General features: G+C 66.3%; 4 protein-coding genes. All 4 read right to left on the bottom strand.

Annotated elements, in window-relative coordinates; genetic code table 11:
• Positions 1–19 precede the first annotated feature (19 nt).
• On the bottom strand, positions 20–796 hold the full coding sequence (locus ACIQWR_RS41460) for an IS3 family transposase (protein ID WP_404021354.1): 777 nt from the start codon (positions 794–796) through the stop codon (positions 20–22).
• Positions 793–1,065, bottom strand: coding sequence for a transposase (locus ACIQWR_RS41455; RefSeq protein ID WP_404021352.1), 273 nt, complete (start codon positions 1,063–1,065; stop codon positions 793–795). Before ACIQWR_RS41455 ends, ACIQWR_RS41460 begins: the two co-directional genes overlap by 4 nt.
• Before the next feature lie 25 nt (positions 1,066–1,090).
• Positions 1,091–1,699: a transposase family protein gene (locus ACIQWR_RS41450; protein WP_404021357.1), complete on the bottom strand. Its 609-nt coding sequence runs from the start codon at positions 1,697–1,699 to the stop codon at positions 1,091–1,093.
• Positions 1,700–1,997: 298 nt separating this feature from the next.
• Positions 1,998–2,690: a hypothetical protein gene (locus ACIQWR_RS41445; RefSeq protein ID WP_404021349.1), complete on the bottom strand. Its 693-nt coding sequence runs from the start codon at positions 2,688–2,690 to the stop codon at positions 1,998–2,000.
• Positions 2,691–2,917: the final 227 nt, after the last annotated feature.

Raw genomic sequence — 2,917 nt, 5'->3', positions numbered from 1 at the left:
TTGAGCGTAGACACCTTGCTCAACAGCCCTGGGGCTCTGCCCGTTCCACGGTCACTCCGCCGTCACCCGATCGGTGGCCAAGCTGAAAATGCTCATTGTCGAAACACGATCCGACGCGGCCCATGGACTGGGTCACGCCCAGGCGGCGACAGGCCCGGCGAAAGCGCCGAGAGCCGTACTCGCTGCCTCTGTCACTGTGGAAGATCACGCCCCTGACGTCGCCGCCACGGGTCGCCGCGGCCATATTCAAGGACGCCACAACCAGCTCGGCGTCGTGATGAGCGCCCATCGCGTAGCCGAGCAGCCGGCGTGAGAACAGGTCGATGACGGTGGCCAGGTAAAGCTTGCCCTCGCCGGTGGTGATCTCGGTCATGTCGCCGCACCACACCTGGTCCGGAGCGTCCGCGGTGAAGTCCCGCCGCACGAAGTCCGGGGCCGCCGGCCGTTTGCCGGGCCGGGTCAGCCCCCGCCGGTGGCGGACCTTCCGTCCGGCCAGCCCGAGCTCGGCCATGAGGCGGGCCACGGTGTTCACCGAAACCCGCCAGCCCGCGCGGACGAGCAGGACCCAGACCTTCGGGGAACCATAGGCGCCGCCGGAGGCCTCGAAGATCCCCGTGATCGCGTCGGACAACTGTCCCCGCCGGACCTCACGCGCGATGGTCGGACCGCCGCGCCACTTGTAGAACCAGGACTCCGACACCCCCAGAACCTGGCAGGCCAGACGGTGCGGGACGCGGTGCTCGGTCCTCTGGTTACCGATGAACTCGGCCAGGGCGGCCGGGTCCGTCCCGGTCACTTCACCCAGAGGACCATGCATCGCTTGAGGACATCACGCTCCATCTCCAGCTCACGTATCCGCTTGTTCTTCTCCGACATCTCCCGCCGCAACCGCTCCAGCTCGGCACGCTCGGCCTCACGCATCCGGCCGCCCAGCACGGGCTCGGCCGGCCGGTCGGACGACGCCGACCCGTTGCGCCGCCACCGCGACACCCAGCTGTGCAGCGTGCCGGAGTGCACACCGAGTTCCTCGGCGACCTCCGGGATCGGCCTGCCCGTCTCGATCACGATGCGTACAGCACCCTCACGAAACTCAGGCGTATACGTCCGTTACATCCGTTGCTTGGACCCCACAGATCCCAACCTCCCCTGCAATCACGGACTCCACGCTACGAAGGGGAGGGACATCCCGGCACACCACCTCAACCCCAGGATGGGCCCGCAGCCAGGCGGCCAGTTGCTCTGCGTTGCGGCCGGCCCGCAGCTCGATCGGCAACCGGGTCTCGGCGTCCACCAGCAGGGTTCCGTAGACGTCTGCGTACAGCGCGAAGTCGTCCACGCCCAGCACCCTCGGGATCGCGGCTGGCGGGAGTGGAGAGCGCATCAAGTGGAACAGCACGCTGGTCCGCGATAGCGGCGCCTTCAGGATCCGCAGGAGTCGGGCGCCGCCGCGGCCGGCGAGGAGCACCCCAGCCGTCTCCACCAGGTGCTGCAGCAGCGGGCTGCGGCGCTGGTAGCGCACCGTCAGTCCCTCGACCTGCTCGGCAAACGTCCGCCGACCGCAGCCAGGGCTGTCACAGAACAACCGTCGCACAGACAGCCCGATCAGCACCGGGCGCCCACCCACGGCGACATCGGCCAGCGTGCGGCAATAGAGACTGTGCACCCGCGCAGAACAGCACCCGCAGTCCGGACACGCCACTCTCAACTCGCGAGTGCAGGCTGCGATACGGACCACACCGCCCGCCACCCACACCCGCTCCACCCGCACCGCATCGAGGTGCGGAGACACGATCCGTACGAGGCCATCACGCTTGACGACAATCCCGCCGCCTTTGACGGAGCGTCACCGGCGCACGGTCGCACACCCCGGCTTCACGGAAATCTTGCCAGGGCCACCCCGAGGAGTACGCCGACAACACCGAAACCGGAGGCCCTCACCCATTTCAAAAACCCGGCAAGCGTGTCACCAACGTCGCAGCACAACAAACCTAGGCGCTTCAGGCCTTGTCGGACTGATCTTCTTGGCTCCTCGCTGCGGGACCTGCTCCGTAGCCGTTGACCGCAAGGACTCTGTCGAAGGCTCCCGACGATACAATTCCTCGGTGCACTGCTTCCGTTGCGAAATCGGCACAATTACTCGGGCAATCGGTTTTAACGACGCGTCCGAGCCATTCGCGAACGGCGTTGATGACGCTTTCTGCGTCCCAGCGAGCGGAGTAGTCTTGTCCCTCTGCCTGGTCAGGCTGGCCTGCAGCGAGGCGACGCGCTGCCTGCCCGTCCTGGCCATGCAAGGAGCAGCAGTCCAGCGTCGAGAGCATGTGGTTCCAAGCCGCGGAGTCGCCGCCCGAAGTGGCGTGAACGCTTCGCTGGCGCCTCGTCTGCGTCGATTGGTTGGCAAGGCGTACCGCGTATGTATGCCTTTCGCCGAGGAATCCGTACATCTCGGTATCCACGAGGTAGGAGCGGTGCGGCCAGGTCCCGTCGCTCATGATCCAGTCCCGCACGGCAAGGACGGTTCCGATGTCCTCGGCAAGATACCTAGCTGTGTTCCCGCTCTCGTGGTGTTCGATGAACATGTCGAAGATATCCGCGATGGTCTTCATAAGGGCGCACATGGCGAGTCGATGCCGTGTCGCGGCGATGTCGCCTTCGAGCCACGGCACCGGACCCCACTCGATCATGTTGCACAAGAGAGCAAGGGACTTGAGCAGTTCGACGCGGGTCCAGGGGCGTTTCAAAGTCGCGGTGGCCGTGTAGACAGCCTGGTCAGGGGATGTTCAGCAGGTCCAGTGGCCGGTTGAACGGGTCGTAGGAGACGTGGCGGAGGCCGGCGGCGATGTTGCGGTGCCCGTGGTGCCGGAGGGTGTTGATCGCCAGGTTGCGCAGTGTCGCTATGTTCTCGGGCCCGTGGCCGGTG

This window comes from Streptomyces sp. NPDC098789, assembly GCF_044759975.1.
Classification (GTDB): Bacteria; Actinomycetota; Actinomycetes; order Streptomycetales; family Streptomycetaceae; genus Streptomyces.
The sequence above is the reverse complement of the archived record's forward strand: the minus strand, read 5'-3'. Positions and strand labels throughout refer to the sequence as shown.